Source organism: Streptomyces sp. NPDC004031, from assembly GCF_053604375.1.
In genome coordinates, this window is sequence record NZ_JBSGHL010000012.1 from 114344 (window position 1) to 130958 (window position 16615).

The window sequence follows — 16615 nt, forward strand, 5'->3', positions numbered from 1 at the left end:
CGTGAGCAGCCGACCGGCACGTCTGCCGCGCATTCCGTCCGGTCTGCCGCCCCGGGCAGCGGGGTCACTCCCGCCCGGGTGACCGGGAGTCCGCGGCGGGAACGGGCTGTGGCAGTCTCCGCGGGGCCGACGTCGCGTGCTCCTCGCCTCCCGGCGGGGGAGTGGCAGGCCTTCGGAGGATCTTGCGGGCGATCTGCGGTGGGGTGACGGACAGGTGCGAGCCGAGGGGGAAGCAGAGGACCACCAGGCCGCCGATCATGGCCAGGGCGAAACTCCACAGGCCCATCATCACGGCGATGGAGAGGTGGAAGAGGACTCCCGCGGCGAACACGCGCCAGCGCCAGCGCTGCGCGAGCAACAGGCTTGCGGCGAGGCCGATTTCTATCACCAGTGGCGTCCAGGTCAGGAGTGCGACGCCGGTGGGGGACGCGAGGACCGGGTAGACCAGCGGCTGAAGCGGGCCGGGGGCGCCGAACGCAAGGCTGTGGCCCCAGTACCACATCGCGGTGCCGTCGGCCCATTCCGCGTGGGGAAGTTTGGCGACGCTGGACTGGAAGTAGAGGAACGACATCTGGATTCGGGCGAGCACCAGGCCCGTCGCGCCCAGCAGGACGGCCCGGCGGTGGCGTGCGGCGGCCCCGTCCTGGAGCCGCTCCCAGTGCCAGCGGCGGGGATCGCCGAGCGCGGTGAGGGCGAGCAGCAACGACAGGACCGCCGTGATCTGGTCGCCGCCGTCGGGGATGGCGGTCTCGGTGAAGACGCTGAAGGACACCCAGGCGTGCGGGAGCGCGGTCCACCGGGGACGCCATCCGCAGGCCACGGCGACGAGGACGAGGACGCACAGCCATCGGGTCGCGGTGAGATGGCCGTCGGGCGCCACGCAGAATATGCCCGCGCGCACCGCCCCCTTGCAGATGGGGTAGTTGCCCTGCGTCGCCACGGGGCGGAACAGCGTTCCCGTGCTGCTGAAAGCCAACGTGCCCATCGTGCCGGTCGCCAGGAGCGTACGGGTGAGCCCGTACACACTGGTCCAGGGCACGGCGACCGGCCTCAGCATGCGACGTCCAGCACGACGGCGCTCTGCGGCGTCCGCGCGGGCAGAAGGTCACGCCAGGCGAAAGGCGTGGGTGTCTGTGCGACCACCGCGATCCGCCCGCACAACGTCGCGCCCGGCGTCCTGTTGACGACCGCGGCTTCCACCCGGGCCTTCTTCAGGCAGTCCTGGAGCGAAGCCTGCGCGCACGGCGTCGGCGCGGCCCGTCCCGCCTCGTGGAGCAGCAACGCCGTCTCGATGCCCTGGGAACGGGAGACCCGGTCGAACCCGTGCTCGGAATGGCGTCCGAGGGAAGCACTCGTCCAGGACGAGCCGTCCCAGCGGAACGGCTCGTATTCCGAACTGCGCGCCGACTTCGTGAAGAACGCCCACCCCTGCGGCAGGACGGCGATCGCGGCGGGCCTGACGGAATCCTGACCGGGCAGCTGCACCACGTTCTTCGGCACCTGCGACTGGGCAGCGTAAAGGACGACGACGGCGCACACAGCCGCGGTCCCGGCGATCCATGCCCGCGGCACCTCGACCGTGTGCTGAGCGGTCACGCTCACACCGTCACGCACTCTGCGAAGACGATCCTTCCACCACATGTTCTTCGTCTCTCCATGGATTCGGACCTACGCGCGCGCCGGCTCCGGGCCCGGCCGACGGGGACGGCGGAAGCCGGAGCCGGCGCACGCTGACGGGCGTGGTCGTACGGGTCAGGCGGTACGCAGCGTCGTGGCCAGCCGCGCCATGAGCTCGTCCTGCGGCAGGCTGCTTATCGGCTTCGTGTCGACCACCACGTTGATGACAGCGGCGGCATTGACCACCAGCGCCCCGGTCCCCGCAACGGTGACCACCGCCGCCACCGCTGCGGCCACGGCCACGAACACGACCAGGGCCACGCAGTCCGCCGATGCCGCAGGCGGCGCCGACAGGTCCGCATCGGAAACACCGGCCAGTGCGCGGGAGACGTCGGCCGTGGCCTCCTTCACCAGCCGGGGATCTCCGCTACGGGACTTGACCGAGAACTCGGCGAAGATACCGGGGGACTTCGCCTCGATCCTGTCGGCCAGTCCGGCCACGGCATGAACGGCCTTCGGGCTGTCGTTCGCACTCAGCTCGAACCCCTTGAACACTCCGTGGGACGCCAGCTTCGCCGCGACCGGCCCCTGGCCGAAGTAGATTCCGGCGAAGAGCTGACGGCCGTCCTCGGCAGCCGACAGCTTTCCCGGCGCCGCCGAACCAGCGTTCGCGGCCTTGGCGCTCACCGTCTTGTTGCTCGCGTCGGCCGAAGCCGCGCTCGCACTGCCGACGGTCGTGAGCGCCGCGGCGCCGGTGACGACGACAGCCGTGGCGATGCTGACGATTCGCCCGTGATGTTTCATGGATCACTCCTTTCGACATGAGTCGTGTTGACCCTGTACGCGGGCGCGAGGCGTGGCCGATGCAGCCGCCGTGCCCGGAACGGACGCTAACGGGACGTCAGGTTCGTACGAAGCCGCCCATTCGGGGGGCTTGCGGGAAGGCGGGACGTCCCGCACGCGTTCCACCGGCCGCCAGGTGGCGCCACCGGCACGCGCTGACGTTCGTGGCCTGGGCAGTGGGGGCCGTGCTGGGTATCGTCCTGCGACGGCGGTCGGAGAGCCTGGAGGGCGGTGTCCGTGAGGAGTTCGGAGGAATCCGGATCGGCGGCTCTGGAGAAGTTGCGCGTCGCGACGGCCGAACATCCGCTGGTCAATCTGGCCGGTCCGCTCGGGGTCGGAAAGTCCACGCTCGTGGCCGGTCTCGAAGGTCCGGTGCGGGTGGACCTCGACCGGCCCGACGGGTTGGTCCTACTGCGGCGGGCGCTGGCCGCACCCGCCGGGCGGCCGGTGGTGGTGGACAGCGCCGACGGCCGGTCGCGGCGGGACGCCCTGCGCCGCGAACTCGACCGCTGCGCCGGAAGGCTGCCGTCCGTGGTCGTGGTCAGCCGCAGGCCGCTCCTGTCCGATCCGCGGTGGACGCATGCCGCCACCGTGACCTTGGCGCCCGCGCCGGAGGAGCGGATCGCCGCGCGGGCCGCCGCCGTGGCGGACCCGGACGGTCACGCCCTGGTGCTCCGGCTCGCCGGCGGCATCCCGCTGATCGCCGACATGGCCTGCCGCGCCCTGGACGCCGGTGCGCCGCCGGACGCTGCCGGTGCGATCGCCGACCAGGTGGCTGAGGAGATCCTGGAGCGGCTCGGCCGGGAGCTGCCCGGCAGGCAGTGGCGCCACGCCCTGCGGCTGCTCGCGACCGTGGGGTCCGGTGACGAGCGGCTCCTGCCCGGCGGCCCCGACCACTTCGCCTCGCTCGCCTCGCTCAGCGTCGTCGGCCGGGGCGCGCTCGGGCTCCAGATCACCGAGCCCTACCGGACCGTGTTCGAACTGGCCTACCAGTGGCGGCGGCCGGAAGCGCACGAGAGCGTACGGGTCCGCGCCCGCGACTACCGCCTCACCCTGCTGGCCAGGGCCCGTGACCGCGCGGAACGCGCCGTCCTCACCGAGCAGGGGCTCTTCCTCGGGGCCGCCCCGCTGGTCCGGCGGAACCTCTTCCCTGCCGCGCCGAGCACGGTGCGCTTCCGTACCGCCGCCGACGCAGACGCCGGCGACATCGGACGGCTGATGCGCCAGTGGGCGCTGGACGGCGGATTCGACGCGCGTCGCTGCGACCATCTGACCGAGCGCTGGGCCGGCGACGACATCTCCGCCTTCCACATCGCCTACGACCGGCACGGGCGGGCGATCGGCCTCGCCAACCTCATGCCGATCGACGAGCGGACGGCGGAAGGCATAGAGCCGCTGCTCCAGCAGCACAGCGCGGCCATGGCCGGCGGCGGTCTCTTCCTCGGCGCCGCGCACTGCCCCGACCGGGCCGTTCGCGCCCAACTGCTGCGCCACATCCTGCGGCAGGCCGCCCTCGGCGACGGGCAACTGGTCATCTCCACCGCGAACGCCGAATACCAGGGTTTGGTGCGCAGCCTCGGCTTCCAGGTCCACGGCGCCGTCCGGGACGACGTCTACCACTGCGGCCGCCGTCCGGCCGTCTACAGCAACGACTTCTCCGCCGCCGTACTGCCCTGGTGGCTCGGCCGGATCACCGGGGCCGGCGACGGGCGCGCTCCGGAGGGCGGCGGACCCATCAGACCGCGGCTGGCCCCCAAGGAGCTGCAGATCCTGCTGGACTACGCCTCCGGAATGACCCTCAAGTCCGCGGCACGCCGCGCCGGTGTCACCCCGAACACGGCCAAGGACTACCTCAACCGCGTCAAGTACAAGTACCGGCTGGCAGGAAGGCCCGCCTACACGAAGATCGACCTGGTGCACCGGGTCTCGGAGGACGGCCTCGGCGCCACGCGGCCCGGAGAGCCGTCGTCTCGGGTCGAGCCGTGGAGCGGCGCTCCCTGACAGCGCCGCCCGGCCGGTCGGGCAGCGTCGTGAGCGGCCGTCGCCGAGGCCGTACCGGGCGTCGCTGTCGCTCATGTACGCCTTCCTGGGTCGGGGGGAGTGCGGGCCGGCCGTCGAGCTGTCAGGAAGGCCGCCGCGGCCGAGCGGTCCGGATCGGGCCAGCGCGGTCGGTCCTGCGGCCGCCACGCCCGGCAGGGTCGAGGCGTGGTCGCCTGAACGGGTGCTGGCGGTAGGGGAGGCCCTGTCCAACCGCTACAGGCTCCTCCTTGTACTCGGCGCGGGCCTTGGGCTCCGGCAAGGAGAGGCGCTCGGGCTCGCCCTGGAGGACATCGACTTCACCAAGGAAGTCGTCCACGTCCGGCGGCAAGTCAAGATGGTGCGAGCCGAGCTCTGTTTCGCGCTTCCCAAGAGCCGCAAGGTCCGGGACGTGCCGCTGCCGTCAAGCGTGGCCCGTGCCGTCCGGCAGCACGCGGAGCGTTTCGCGCCGGTACCGGTCACGCTGCCCTTGGCTGGGGCACTCCGACCCCGGGTTCACACTGCGCGCCGGCGCACGGGGCAGCGCGGCCATCGACGCGATCTTCGCGAAGACGTAGCCGGTGGGCACAGGCCGCGAAGCGTAGGTCGTAGCCCGTCGCCGGTCCAAAGTCCCAGAGAAATCCCAGAGATGCCGCCGCACCCTGTCCGACTCGCCAAGTAGCGGGTCAGACGGGGTGCGGCGGAGTCCGGGGGTCAGATGTCGCGGAAGATCTCGATCTGCGCGCCGATCGAGTTGAGGCGCTCGGCCAGGTCCTCGTAACCGCGGTTGATCACGTAGACGTTGCGCAGCACCGAGGTGCCCTCGGCGGCCATCATCGCGAGCAGCACGACGACGGCGGGGCGCAGCGCGGGCGGGCACATCATCTCGGCGGCGCGCCAGCGGGTCGGGCCCTCGACCATGATGCGGTGCGGGTCGAGGAGTTTGACGGACGCGCCGAGGCGGGTCAGCTCCGTGAGGTAGATCGCGCGGTTGTCGTAGACCCAGTCGTGGATGAGGGTCGAGCCCTGCGCGGTCGCTGCGATGGCCGCGAAGAAGGGCACGTTGTCGATGTTCAGCCCGGGGAAGGGCATGGGGTGGATCTTGTCGATCGGCGAGCGCAGCTTGGAGGGGCGCGCGGTGAGGTCGGTCAGCCGGGTGCGGCCGTTGTCCGCGCGGTACTCCGGGGCCAGCTCGAAGTCCAGGCCCATCTCCTCCAGCACGGCCAGCTCGATCTCCAGGAACTCGATCGGCACCCGGCGGATCGTCAGCTCGGACTCGGTGACGACGGCCGCGGCGAGCAGGCTCATCGCCTCGACCGGGTCCTCGGAGGGGGCGTAGTCGACGTCGCGGTCGATGTGGGAGACGCCGTGCACGGTGAGCGTGGTGGTGCCGATGCCCTCGACCCGGACGCCCAGCTCCTCCAGGAAGAAGCACAGGTCCTGGACCATGTAGTTGGAGCTGGCGTTGCGGATGACGGTGACGCCGTCGTGCCGGGCGGCGGCCATCAGCGCGTTCTCGGTCACGGTGTCGCCGCGCTCGGTCAGCACGATCGGGCGGTGCGGGGTGATCCCGCCGGCCACCTCGGCGTGATAGGAGCCGTCGGTCGCGGTGATGTCGAGGCCGAAGTGCCGCAGCGCGTTCATATGCGGCTGGACGGTACGGGTGCCGAGGTCGCAGCCGCCCGCGTACGGGATGCGGAAGCGGTCGGTGCGGTGCAGCAGCGGGCCGAGGAACATGATGACGCTGCGCGTACGGCGGGCGGCCTCGGTGTCGATCGCGGCGAGGTCGAGGGTCGCGGGCGGCACGATCTCCAGGTCGTTGCCGTCGTTGATCCAGCGGGCCTTCACGCCGATGCTGCCGAGCACTTCGAGGATGCGGTAGACCTCCTCGATCCGGGCGACCCGGCGCAGCGTGGTGCGGCCGGCGTTGAGCAGGGTGGCGCACAGCAGGGCCACACCGGCGTTCTTGCTGGTCTTCACGTCGATGGAGCCGGACAGCCGGCGGCCGCCGACCACACGCAGGTGCATCGGGCCGGCGTAGCCGAGGGACACGATCTCGCTGTCCAGCGCCTCGCCGATTCTGGCGATCATCTCAAGGCTGATGTTCTGGTTGCCCCGCTCGATCCGGTTCACCGCGCTCTGGCTGGTGCCGAGGGCCTCCGCCAGCTGCGTCTGTGTCCAGTTCCGGTGCTGCCGGGCGTCCCGGATGAGCCTGCCGATACGTACCAGGTAGTCGTCGGTCATGACAGTGACCCTATCTCATATATGAGATGAGGCAACGCCGGTTCCGCCATTCGTGGCGTGCCCCATACGCATGTGGCGTGTCCGCTGGTGCCGACGCACCCACCGTATCCACGCGGCCCCCACGCGCAACCGCCGCACCAGCCGTCACAGTCGGGCCGGTCGGGGGCCACGCGCGGGGCCACGCCGTGCTCGCGCCGTACTCACGCCGGGGAATCCCGCGGTCCCGGTCCGCCTTCCCCGCCCCGCCGGGTCCACTCCGGACGGCGTCCGGCTACGGCCACCCGGGTGACGAGGTGTCCCGGTCCGCCGGGCCGCCCGGCGGACCGGCGGCCGCCCGTCCCTGGCGGGGCACGGGCGTGAAGTCCCGTGCCCCGATGTACTCCGGGCGCCGGACCGGAGCGGCGAAGGGCTCCTGGGCGGCGTTCTCGACGCTGTTGTAGACGATGAAGACGTTGCTCCGGGGGAAGGGGGTGATGTTGTCCCCCGAGCCGTGCATGCAGTTGCAGTCGAACCAGACCGCGGAGCCCGCCGCGCCGGTGAACATCTCGATGCCGTGCTCGGCGGCGAGCCGCGTCAGCGCCCCGGGGGAGGGCGTCCCGGCCTCCTGCATCTGCAGCGAGCGCTTGTAGTTGTCGCGCGGGGTGGCACCGGCGCAGCCGAGGAACGTCCGGTGCGAGCCGGGCATGATCATCAGACTGCCGTTGGTGGCGAGGTTGTCGGTCAGGGCGACGGACACCGACACCGCGCGCATCCGCGGCATCCCGTCCTCGGCGTGCCAGGTCTCGAAGTCGGAGTGCCAGTAGAACCCGGACGCCCCGAAGCCGGGCTTGAGGTTGATCCGGCTCTGGTGGACGTAGACGTCCGAGCCGAGGATCTGCCGCGCCCGGTCGGCGAGCCGCGGATCGCGCACCAGCGCGGCGAAGACCTCGCTCGTCCGGTGGATCTCGAACAGCGAGCGGATCCGCCCCGACGCGCGCTCGACGATCGCGCGCGGATCCGCGGCGGCCACCGGGTCGCCGCACATCCGGTCCAGCTCGGCGCGGCAGGCCGCCACCTCGTCCGGGGAGATCAGCGCGTCGCAGGACAGGAAGCCGTCGCGCTCGTAGACCCGCAGGTCCGCGGCGTCGAACGGCCCCGGGGCTTGCGGCGCGGACCACACGACCGGGTCCTGCCGCGGTGTCACCCTCTCGTCGGCCCCGCGTGTCGGGTAGGCGCCGCGGGCGGCGGCGCGGGTCGTCACCACCGGATCACACTCCCTCGGCGGCCGTCAGCAGGGGGTAGACGCCGTCCGCGTCGTGGACCTCGCGGCCCGTGACGGGCGGGTTGAAGACGCAGACGAAGCGCAGGTCCGTCGTCGGGCGGACGGTGTGCCTCTCGTGGCCGTCGAGCAGGTAGAGGGTGCCCGGCGCTATCGGGTAGCTGACACCCGTCTCGTCGTCGGTCAGCTCGCCCTCGCCCTCGACGCAGAAGACCGCCTCGATGTGATGGGCGTACCACATGGTGGTCTCGGTGCCCGCGTACATCACCGTCTCGTGGACGGAGAAGCCCACTGCCTCCTTGGCCAGCACGAGCCGCTTGCTCCGCCAGGTGCCGGTCTCGGCGAGCACGTCCCGGTCGGTGCCCTCGATGTCGCTCAGGGATCGGACGATCACGGTGAAGTCTCCTCTGGTGTCAGCTGGTACGGGTGGTGTCCGCCGGTACGCGCCGGCGGTCGGTGCGGGTGCGGGTGCGGCCGGGCCGTACGGCGGCGGGCGCGGCGCGGGCGCTTCAGGGTGTCTCGTCCACGGCCCGTGCCAGCAGCTCCAGCCCCTCGGCGAGTTCGTCCCGGTGCACGGTGAGCGCGGGCATCAGCTTGACCACCTCGCTCTCCGGGCCCGAGGTCTCCACCAGCAGACCCAGCTCGAAAGCTCGGGCGCAGACCTTGGCGGCTCTGGAGGGGTCCTCGAACTCCAGCCCCCAGACCAGGCCGCGGCCCCGGTGGCGGGAGCCCGGGTGCCGGGCGGAGATCTCCTCCAGCGCGCCGCGGACGGTCTCCCCGTTGTCGTGGGTCCGCTGCCGCAGCGCGCCGTCCGACCAGTACGCGCGAAGGGCGGCCGTCGCCGTCACGAACGCCGGGTTGTTGCCCCGGAAAGTGCCGTTGTGCTCCCCGGGCTGCCACACGTCGAGCTCCGGCCGCATGAGGACGAGGGACATCGGCAGTCCGTAGCCCCCGACGGACTTGGACAGGGTGACGATGTCCGGGGTGATGCCGGCCTCCTCGAAGGAGAAGAAGCCGCCCGTCCTGCCGCAGCCCATCTGGATGTCGTCGACGATCAGCAGCATGTCGTGCCGTGCGCACAGCGCGGCCAGCCCCCGCAGCCACTCGGCCCGCGCCACGTTGACCCCGCCCTCGCCCTGGACCGTCTCGACGATCACCGCTGCCGGGTGGCCGAGGCCCGAGCCGCTGTCGCGGAGCAGGCGCTCGAACCACAGGAAGTCCGGCACCTGTCCGTCGAGGTAGTGGTCGAACGGCATGGGGGTGCTGTGCGCGAGCGGGGTGCCGGCCCCGGCGCGCTTGAAGGAGTTGCCGGTCACGGCGAGGGCGCCCAGCGACATGCCGTGGAAGGCGTTGGTGAAGGAGACCACGACCTCGCGCCCCTTCACCTTCCTGGCCAGCTTCAGCGCGGCCTCGACGGCGTTGGTGCCGGTCGGCCCCGGGAACATCACCTTGTGGTCCATCCCGCGCGGCGCCAGCACCAGGTCGCGGAAGGTCTCCAGGAACTCCCGTTTGGCGCGCGTGCTCATGTCCAGGCCGTGGGTGATCCCGTCCCGTTCCAGGTAGTCCAGCAGCGCGCGCTTGAGGACGGGGTTGTTGTGTCCGTAGTTCAGGGCGCCGGCGCCGGAGAAGAAGTCCAGGTAGGAGGTGCCGGTCTCGTCGGTGATCCGGCTCCCGCGGGCGTGGTCGAACACCGTGGGCCAGCCGCGGCAGTAGCTGCGCACCTCCGACTCCAGGGCGGTGAAGACGTCGGTGTCCGGACCGGTCGGGGCGGGGAGGGCCACCGGCGTGCTCCTCGTGGGTTCGGGGGCGAACGGCCCGATGCTGTACAGGACCTCGGCCTCGTGCGGCCGGTCGTCGGGGAAGGTGTCCGGGGCGAAGAGCACCTGCCGCTCCAGGGCGCCGCCGCGGCGCTCGGCGAAAGCGGCGAAGAGCCGGTCGGAGGCGGCGTTGCCGGGGGTGACGGTGGTCTCGACCCGCCGGACGCCCCGCGCCGCGACCCGGTCGGCCAGCTCGTCCAGCATGAGGGACGCCAGACCCTGCCGCCGGTGGGACGGGCCGACCGCGACCTGCCACACGACGAGGGTGCCGGGCCGGTCGGGGCGGACGTACCCGGTGACGAAGCCGCGCAGCCCGCCGTCCGGGCCCCTGGCGACCACGGAGGTGGCCGCGAAGTCGCGGCACCAGAGCAGGTAGCTGTAGGGCGAGTTGAGGTCGAGGACCCCGGTCTCCCGGGCCAGCTGCCACATCCCGGCACCGTCCGCCACCCCGGGGGCGGAGAGGGCCGTGGATCCGGAGGGCCGTGCCGCCACAGGACCGGACGTGTACTGCGATATCACCGGACACCACTTTCCATGCTGTTGGGACCATATGGGTTCCGAAGCTTCTTCGTATTCTTCGGGGGACGCGGGGGTAAAGCCCCGGCAGGGCCGTCCGGGCCCAATCGACATCCCTGCGGAGCGGTGGCGGGGATTCCGTTCGGAAGCGGAACCTCCCCCGGGTGCGCCGGAATCGGCGATTCCCCGTGCTTTTCCGTTCCGGGCCGGACGCGGGACGGATGTACGCCGGATACGGGCCGGGTCGCGGGGCGGGTGCGGGTCACGTGCTGTCGGGGATCAGGCCGCGCCGCACCGCGTGGACGCCCGCCTGGAAACGGCTGCGGGCTTCCAGGCGGTCCATGAGCTCGGCCGCGATGCGCCGCGCGGTGCGCGGCGAGATGCCGAAGCGCTTGGCGATGGCCTCGTCCGTCAGGCCGGTGGCGAGGAGCTTGAGCATCTCGCCCTGCTGGGCGGTCAGGTCCCGGACGGCGGCGGGGGCGGTCGCGCCCAGCGGGGTGGCGGTCTCCCAGGCCGTCTCGAACAGCGCGCACAGCGCGGCGATGGTGCCCTGGCCGGTGAGGATCACCGCCCCCGTGCGGGCGTCCGCGGTGTGGGTGGGCAGGACGGCCTGCGCGCGGTCGAAGATGATCATGCGGACCGGGAGCGACACCGCGGTGCGCACGGCGGCGCCGTGCTGGTTGAGCCAGTTGACGTGGCCGAGGGTGGCGCGGTCGTTGCGGACGCTGTCGAGGTAGATCGTGCGGCTGATGATGCCGCGGGTCAGCAGCTCCGTGTTGGGCCCCCGGCTGGCCTCCAGGTCGGCGGCGGTGTGCGCGCCGCCCGGGGCGAAGGTCATGACCTGGCTCTGTGTCCGGCGGGCGAGTTGGGCGAGGCGTTCCTGAATGGCCTCGGGGCCGATGAGTTCCTCGTCGTCCGCGGTGCGCCGGCGGGTGCCGGAGCATTCGGCGATGAGGCGTGCCGCGGCGGCCCGGGAGGCCTCCACGCGTAACTGCTGGGCGGCGAGCTCGGCCTGCTGCCGGGCCAGCAGCATCTCCATGGCCGCTTCGGGGGTGACGGCCCGCAGCCCGTTCCGCTGGTGCTCGGAGGGCTGCACGATGGCCAGTGCGCTGAGCTGGTCGAGACTGTCACGGATGGCCTCCTCGGTGGCGTCGAGTCGCAGTGCCAGCTGGGCAACTCCTTCCGAGGGGTGACCCAGCATCTCCCGGTACACCTTCTCCGCCATTGGTGAGAGCCCCAGGGTCTCCAGCACCGTTTCTCCTTCGCGCAGGGGAAGTTGTGGTTACCGACACTATGGTCACCGAAGCTTCTTATCCAGGCCTCTTTGTGCAATGACCTATTTAGTCCACCGCAGTTGCTTGTGGGGGCTTTCGGGCGCGCTGATGCTCGGGCTCATGCATCTCGTTCACGTCGAGCTCCGCCGGACGGGACACGCCCTGCTGCCCCCCGGGGTGGCGGGGCTGGTCCTCGGCCTCTGCGGTCCGGACGAGCCCATCGAGCACGTGGCGGTTCACCGTGACGCCGTGACCGGCCCGGTGCTGGGCCTGTTCGTGCTGGCTCCCAGCGTGGCGGCGGCCGAGCGGCTCGCCGCCACCGCGTGCCGGCGCGCGCTGGCCGCCCTGCCCGAGCCCACCGGGTTCACGGTGGGGCGCTGCGGTGTCCGGCTCGTCCCGCAGTTCTACGACCAGCAGCTTTCCCCCGGTCCTGATGGACAGGATATGTCAGGGCCCGATTAGGACAGCAGGAATCCCTTCCCCGTGACCGGGCGGTCGGCGACCGTAGTCAATGTCTTCGGCGCCGCCCGGACCGTCACCAGAATTCGGTTCACCGAAATCGCAGCGGCGCATCGACCACGGATTCCTCCCTGCCGAAAGGTGTGCCTCATGCTGCTCTCCCGCGCCGCGATCTGCGCTGTCGTCGGAATTTTCTTCGCCGGTGCTCCGATTGCCGTTTCCCTTGCCGCACCCGCCGCCGCGACGGTTTCCGCGACCGCCACGCAGTCGGACGTGCCGGCCTCGACCGACGACGTGACCTGGGGCGGATGATCCGCAGCCGGTCCGCCGGCCTCGCGTACCGCCCCCACCGCAGGCCGGTTCCGCACCGGTCCCGCCCACCGCGTCATATTCCAGGAGGCATCTGCCAGATGAGCACCATGCACGCCACAGCGCCCGGCACCGCGACCGCCGAATCCGATTTCACGTCGCTGTGGGAATCCCGCCGTCCCCGCCGCACCGCCCTTTCCGCCGGATCGCCCGTCGAACTGTCACCGGGAAAGGGGACACCGCTCTTTCTCTTTCCGTGGACCGAGGGAAACATCGTCTTCGTCCGCGACTTCGCCCCTTCCTTCGGCAACGGGCACCCGGTCCTCGGGTTCGAGGCGAGGGGGCTGTGGAGCCGCGAGGAGCCGTTCTTGTCGGTGGCGGACGCCGCGGACGCCTGCGTGCGGGAGATCCGCCGCATCCAGCCGCGCGGGCCCTACCTGCTGGGCGGCATGTGCGGCGGCTGCCAGACGGCGTACGAGGTCGCGGTCCGGCTGGTCGCGGCGGGGGAGCGGGTCGGCCCGCTGAACCTCGTCAACGCGGCCCGCGGCGCCCTGGCGTCCGGCCCGCTGCTCGGGCTCTGCGACGTCTACGACATGCGGCTCGCGGCGCTGCGGCGGCAGTTCGGCGTCGACGACCTGGCCGCGGACCTCGACCGCGTCATGGACCGGATGCGCGCCGGGCACTGGATCGACGACGCGACGCCGCGCGAGGACTTCTTCTGGCGCCAGCTCGTCTGGTCGGCGGGCATGTACGCCAACCGGCGGTGCCGGCTGGGCACCCTCGACCTGCCCGTCAACGTGTTCATCGCCCGGGAGAACGCGCACGACCCGGAGGTCCGGTGGCACGACGTCGCGCCCCGCAGCACCGTGACGGCGGTGGACGGCGTGTCCAGCGTCCAGATCATGCGGAGCCCCGCCTACCTGTCCGCGATGCGCCGGCTCCTCTCGCAGGACGGGTCGTGACCCCGCCCCGCGCGCCCGCCGGGCCACGGCCCCGTCCCGGCAGGAGGGGCGAGCGATGAGCGGCACCCTGGACGCGGCGCCTCCGCTCCCCGCGACCACCGCCGCCCCCGGTGGACGCGCGCTGTTCGCACAGCGGCGGTTCGTGACCTTCTGGCTCGGGCAGACCGTCTCCCGGGTCGGCGACGGCGCCTACCAGGTCGCCCTCGGCTGGACGGTCTACCGGCTGACCGGATCCACCGCGGCCATGGGCACCCTGATGGCCCTGAACTTCCTGCCCCAGGTGGTCTTCGCCCTGGTCGGGGGCACCGTGGCCGACCGGCTCCCGCGCCGCACCGTCATCGTCGCCGCCGACTCGGTGGCCGCGGCCGTCGTCTGCGCCCTCGCGCTGCTGGCCGCGGCCGACCGCCTCACGCTGCCGCTGCTGCTCGCCGCCGCGGTGCTGCTGGGCACCGTCACCGCCTTCTACGGTCCCGCCTACGCCGCGATGAACCGCGACGTGCTCGACGACGAGGAGTTCCGCAAGGCCAACTCCGTCTTCACCGCCACCGGCAACCTCGCCCGGCTGGCCGGACCGCTGCTGGCCGCTGTCGCCTTCGGCGCGGGCGGCGCGAGCCTCGTCTTCGGCCTGAACGCCGCGTCCTTCGCCTTCTCCGCCGTCGCCATGGCCGTCCTCGAACCCGTCCCCCGCAGGGCCGCGCAGCCGTCCGGCGGCGTCCGCCGCGAACTGGCCGAGGGGCTGCGCCACACGCGGGCGAACCCGTGGATCGGCGTGGTCGTCGCGGTCTCGCTGGCCGCCAACATCGCGTGCCTGGCCCCCTACACCGTGCTGCTGCCCGCGCTGGTGCGCCGCGCGCACGGCGGGGTGGGCACGCTGGGCCTGCTGAGCGCGGCCGAGATCGGGACGGTCCTGCTGGCGTCGCTGGCCATCGGCCGGGCCCGCCGGATCAGGGCGCGGGCCGCGCTGTTCGGGCTCGCCGCGGCGATCGGCGCGGGAACCGCCCTCATGGGGGTCCTGGGCGGACACCGGGCCGTCCTGTTCGCCGCCGTCGTGCTCGTCGGCGCGGGCCTGTCCTTCGACATCATCGAGAACACCCTGCTGCAGAAGCTGGTCCCCGAGCACCTGCTCTCCCGCGTCTACAGCGTCAACATGACCCTCTCCTACTCGCTGCTGCCGCTCGGCTACCTGCTGGCGGGGATCCTGGCCCGCCGGGTGGGCGCCCCCGCCGTCCTGCTCGGCGGCGGCGTGCTGCTCCTGGCCCTGTGCGCCTGCGCCGCCCTGACACCCGCCGCCCGGCGGCTGGACGCCATCCACTGCTGAGCCGAGCCGAGCCGGGCCACCCGCGGCCCGGAGTCCGTACCGCACCCGCACCCGCACTTCACAGTAAGGAACGAAGAGCCATGCGCAGTCTTCTGGAAGCCCCCGGACTCGGCCCCGTCCCGCCCGCCGGGAGCGACGGGCCCGACACCCGGCTCGTGCCGCAGGGAATCCTCGCCCGTGCCGCCCTCCACCCCGAGCGTGTCGCCGTGGTGTACGGCGACACGCAGCTGACCTACCGCGAACTCGTCACCCGGGCGGGTGAGCTGGCCGGCCGGCTGCGTGCGGCGGGCGCGGTCAGGGAAAGCACCGTCGCGCTCTGCCTCCCCCGGACGCCGGACCTCGTCGTGGCGATCCTCGCGGTCTGGTTCGCGGGCGCCGCCTGCCTGATGACGGACCCCGTCGCCCCGCCGCGCCGGCGCGAGCACATGCTGCGCGACAGCCGGACCGAGCTGGCCGTCACCACCCCCGAGCTGGCCGCGCACTTCCCCGCCGGGATCCGTGTCCTGCTGCCCACGCCCGACACGCAGCCCGCGCAGACCGCGCAGACCGCGCCGCGCCCCCAGGTCGCCACCCGCCCGGACGACCTCGCCTACGTGATCTACACCTCCGGCACCACCGGCCGGCCCAAGGGCGTACTGGTCGAGCACCACGCCCTCGCGGCGCTGGCGGACAGCATGGAGAAGGCCCTCTACCGGGACGCGGTCCCGGACGTGGAGCGGGTGGCCCTCAACGGCGGCACCAGCGCCGACCCGTTCTTCGCGGACTTCGTCAACCTGACCCGCGGCCGGACCCTGGTGGTCGTCGACGAGGACACCCGCCGCGACCCCGAACGCCTCGCGGAGCTGCTCGTCCACCGCCGGGTCGACCTGCTCGACGGCACGCCCACCCAGATCCGGGCCCTGCTGCTGGCCGCGGGGCCGACCGCGCTGGCCGGTGTGCGGGTGCTGGTCCTCGGCAGCGAGCCGACCGACGCGGAGCTGTGGAAGCAGCTGCGCGCCCTGCCCGGCACCCGGGCCCACAACTACTACGGGCCGACCGAGACCACCATCTACTGCACCGGCGCCGTCGTCGCCGAACACCCCGAGCCCGTCATCGGCACCGCGCTGCCCGGTAACGGCATCGTCATCCTCGACGAGGAGCTGCGCCCCGTCCCCGACGGGCAGGTCGGTGAGATCTGGGTGACCGGCGCGCAGCTGGCCCGCGGCTACCTCAACGCCGGACCGGCGGAGCAGGCCCGTTTCACCGACCTGCGGCTGCCCGGCCGTGCCGCGCCCGTGCGGGCCTACCGGACCGGGGACCGGGGGCGCTTCGACGCCGCCGGGCAGGTGGAGTTCCTGGGCCGGTTCGACAGCCAGGTCTCCGTCAACGGCTACCGCGTCGAGCTGGGCGAGATCGAGGCCGCCCTGCGTTCCTGCCCCGGCGTGGGCAACGCGGCCGTGGCCCTGGTGAAGGACGGAGGACAGGGCACGCTCGCGGCCTGGGTGCTGCTCACCCCGGCCACCCGCGCCGACCCGGCCGGCTCCCTCGACCGGATCCGTGCCCGCCTCGCCGAGAGCCTGCCCGCGCACATGCTGCCGCGGATGCGTGCCGTGCCCGCCGTGCCGATGAACATCGCCGGCAAGGCGGACGTCCAGGCCCTGACGGCGAGCAACCCGCCGCTGACCGGACCGGCCGCGCCGGAGCCGGGCGCGGGCGGGGACCCTGCCGCGCCCGAGCCGGGCCAGGATCTGGCGGCGCTGCTGCGCGGGCACTGGACCCGGACCCTGAGGATCGACACGGTCGCCCCCGACGACAGCTTCTTCGCCCTCGGCGGCGACTCCCTCATGGCCACCGAGCTGATCGTCGCCGTCCGGGAGCGGTTCGCCGCCGCGATCCCCATCCGGACCATCTTCGACCACCCCCGCTTCACCGACTTCCAGCAGGCCGTCGCCGAGAGGGTCGGCACCGCCGCCGACCGCGCCGCGGCCGCCCGCGTATAAGGA

General features: G+C 72.5%; 13 protein-coding genes and 2 pseudogenes. 6 read left to right on the forward strand and 9 right to left on the reverse strand.

Features of this window, described 5'->3' with window-relative positions:
- Positions 1-64: 64 nt before the first annotated feature.
- From ACWERV_RS10415 to ACWERV_RS10425, 3 genes are all read right to left on the reverse strand, one after another.
- Positions 65-1057, reverse strand: a complete 993-nt coding sequence (locus ACWERV_RS10415) for a sporulation-delaying protein SdpB family protein (RefSeq protein WP_452931168.1) — start codon at positions 1055-1057, stop codon at positions 65-67.
- Entirely contained in the window at positions 1051-1596 is a 546-nt protein-coding gene (locus ACWERV_RS10420) for an SdpA family antimicrobial peptide system protein (RefSeq protein ID WP_452931171.1), read from the reverse strand. Before ACWERV_RS10420 ends, ACWERV_RS10415 begins: the two co-directional genes overlap by 7 nt.
- 156 nt (positions 1597-1752) lie before the next feature.
- A complete protein-coding gene (locus ACWERV_RS10425; protein ID WP_452931173.1) occupies positions 1753-2421 on the reverse strand; it encodes a sporulation delaying protein family toxin in 669 nt (222 codons plus the stop codon).
- A gap of 276 nt (positions 2422-2697) precedes the next feature.
- On the opposite strand from ACWERV_RS10425, the gene ACWERV_RS10430 reads away from it, so the two are divergent.
- On the forward strand, positions 2698-4461 hold the full coding sequence (locus ACWERV_RS10430; protein ID WP_452931176.1) for a hypothetical protein: 1764 nt from the start codon (positions 2698-2700) through the stop codon (positions 4459-4461).
- Positions 4462-5190: 729 nt separating this feature from the next.
- On the opposite strand, the gene ACWERV_RS10435 is transcribed toward ACWERV_RS10430, so the two are convergent.
- The 6 genes and pseudogenes from ACWERV_RS10435 to ACWERV_RS10460 form a co-directional block, all read right to left on the reverse strand.
- Complete coding sequence (locus tag ACWERV_RS10435; protein ID WP_031512888.1) at positions 5191-6720, reverse strand: helix-turn-helix domain-containing protein; 1530 nt, start codon at positions 6718-6720, stop codon at positions 5191-5193.
- Between the two features lie 349 nt (positions 6721-7069).
- Positions 7070-7963, reverse strand: a pseudogene (gene thpD / locus ACWERV_RS10440) (ectoine hydroxylase); the annotation flags it as partial.
- Positions 7964-7967: 4 nt separating this feature from the next.
- Entirely contained in the window at positions 7968-8372 is a 405-nt protein-coding gene (locus ACWERV_RS10445; RefSeq protein ID WP_452931179.1) for an ectoine synthase, read from the reverse strand.
- 115 nt (positions 8373-8487) lie between these two features.
- On the reverse strand, positions 8488-9759 hold the full coding sequence (ectB, locus tag ACWERV_RS10450; protein ID WP_452931270.1) for a diaminobutyrate--2-oxoglutarate transaminase: 1272 nt from the start codon (positions 9757-9759) through the stop codon (positions 8488-8490).
- Positions 9760-9846: 87 nt separating this feature from the next.
- Positions 9847-10425, reverse strand: a pseudogene (ectA, locus tag ACWERV_RS10455) (diaminobutyrate acetyltransferase); the annotation flags it as partial.
- A gap of 148 nt (positions 10426-10573) precedes the next feature.
- On the reverse strand, positions 10574-11563 hold the full coding sequence (locus ACWERV_RS10460) for a helix-turn-helix transcriptional regulator (RefSeq protein WP_452931182.1): 990 nt from the start codon (positions 11561-11563) through the stop codon (positions 10574-10576).
- A gap of 142 nt (positions 11564-11705) precedes the next feature.
- Between ACWERV_RS10460 and ACWERV_RS10465 the strand changes: the two genes are divergently transcribed.
- The 5 genes from ACWERV_RS10465 (at position 11706) to ACWERV_RS10485 (ending at position 16612) form a co-directional block, all read left to right on the forward strand.
- Positions 11706-12047: a hypothetical protein gene (locus tag ACWERV_RS10465; protein ID WP_452931185.1), complete on the forward strand. Its 342-nt coding sequence runs from the start codon at positions 11706-11708 to the stop codon at positions 12045-12047.
- 147 nt (positions 12048-12194) lie between these two features.
- Positions 12195-12356, forward strand: a complete 162-nt coding sequence (locus ACWERV_RS10470) for a hypothetical protein (RefSeq protein WP_452931188.1) — start codon at positions 12195-12197, stop codon at positions 12354-12356.
- A gap of 98 nt (positions 12357-12454) precedes the next feature.
- Entirely contained in the window at positions 12455-13315 is an 861-nt protein-coding gene (locus tag ACWERV_RS10475; protein WP_452931191.1) for a thioesterase domain-containing protein, read from the forward strand.
- Between the two features lie 55 nt (positions 13316-13370).
- Positions 13371-14633: an MFS transporter gene (locus ACWERV_RS10480; protein WP_452931193.1), complete on the forward strand. Its 1263-nt coding sequence runs from the start codon at positions 13371-13373 to the stop codon at positions 14631-14633.
- Between the two features lie 80 nt (positions 14634-14713).
- Entirely contained in the window at positions 14714-16612 is a 1899-nt protein-coding gene (locus ACWERV_RS10485; RefSeq protein WP_452931196.1) for a non-ribosomal peptide synthetase, read from the forward strand.
- The last annotated feature ends 3 nt before the right edge of the window (positions 16613-16615 follow it).